1 protein-coding gene and 1 pseudogene are annotated in these 1202 nt (G+C 43.2%); both read left to right on the top strand.

All coding sequences use genetic code 11. The annotated features are described in order from the left end of the window. Nucleotides 1-412 (top strand): annotated as a pseudogene (locus AB5935_RS25545) (SusC/RagA family protein); the annotation flags it as partial. 29 nt (nucleotides 413-441) lie between these two features. After that, on the top strand, nucleotides 442-1202 hold a 761-nt coding region (locus AB5935_RS25540; RefSeq protein ID WP_368327823.1), incomplete at its 3' end, for a RagB/SusD family nutrient uptake outer membrane protein.

Genomic DNA, 1202 nt, shown 5'->3' with positions numbered 1-1202 from the left:
GAATAACTATGTGTACAATGACGTACTGGCCAGTAAATCCAGTGTCGGTAAGTGAGGAATCTTTAATCATGGATACTATTCCAACCGCCCGACAGCTGCCGTGAATCTGGGATTTGAAGGAAAGGGAGACTATTATCTGTCCGATCGTTTCGTTGAGAATGCTTCATTCTTGCGTTGTGATAACATAACAGTAGGTTATAGCTTCAAAAATTTACTGAAGTCCCAGGCTTATAAAGGTATCAACGGCCGTATTTACGGTACTGTACAGAATCCCTTCGTTATCACCAAGTATACAGGACTCGATCCTGAATCGGTTATCAGTTCAGGAAATGATGCCGGAGTAGCAGGTATTGACAGGAACATTTATCCTCATCCGATCACTATCCTGTTCGGGCTAAGTCTTCAGTTCTAAGATTGTAATTTATTAAAAAGTAGACTATTATGAAGTTCAAATATATAAAATCAATAGTTTCAGCAGCGTTGTTCCTTAGCCTGACCACCGGAATTACCTCCTGTATCAATGACCTGGATATCGCAGTAAAGGACGAAGGTCAATCCTGTTTCTATCGCGCTCTTTTCACTAACAATGAATATGGCACTGATGAGATGATATGGACCTGGCAAGAAAATGCCGGTATCCCCGAACTAACTTATATGCGTTGGAACTCCTCTCATCAGCAGACAGAAATATTATATAATCGTTTAGCATATAATATCACACTCTGCAATTTCTTCCTGGATCAGATCGCCGGAAAAGAGGATGCTACCTCCGTTCAGCAACGTGCCGAAGCCCGTTTTCTCCGTTCCTTATTTTACTATTATCTGATGGACACCTTCGGAAAAGCTCCTTTCACCGAACACTTCTCCAAAGAGAATCCTCCTCAAAAGACGGCCTCCGAACTGTTCGCTTATATTGAAAGCGAACTGGAAAGCATCGAAAATGATATGAGCGAACCGCGTCAAGCTCCTTTCGGACGTGCCGACAAAGCTGCTTGCTGGTTGCTGCGTGCCCGTTTGTATCCCAATGCCGAAGTATACACCGGACAACCGCGTTGGAATGATGCTATCACCTATGCCGGCAAAGTGCTCGATCCCTCCAATGGATACGGATTGTGTGGAAATTACGAACAACTTTTTATGGCAGACAATGATGAAAATCCCGATGCTAAAAAAGAAATCATCCTTTCTATCCGTCAGGATGG

This window comes from Phocaeicola sp. RTP21198st1_B8_RTP21198_201120 (genome assembly GCF_040929485.1).
In the GTDB taxonomy this organism is placed as follows: domain Bacteria; phylum Bacteroidota; class Bacteroidia; order Bacteroidales; family Bacteroidaceae; genus Phocaeicola; species Phocaeicola dorei.
The sequence above is the reverse complement of the archived record's forward strand: the minus strand, read 5'-3'. Positions and strand labels throughout refer to the sequence as shown.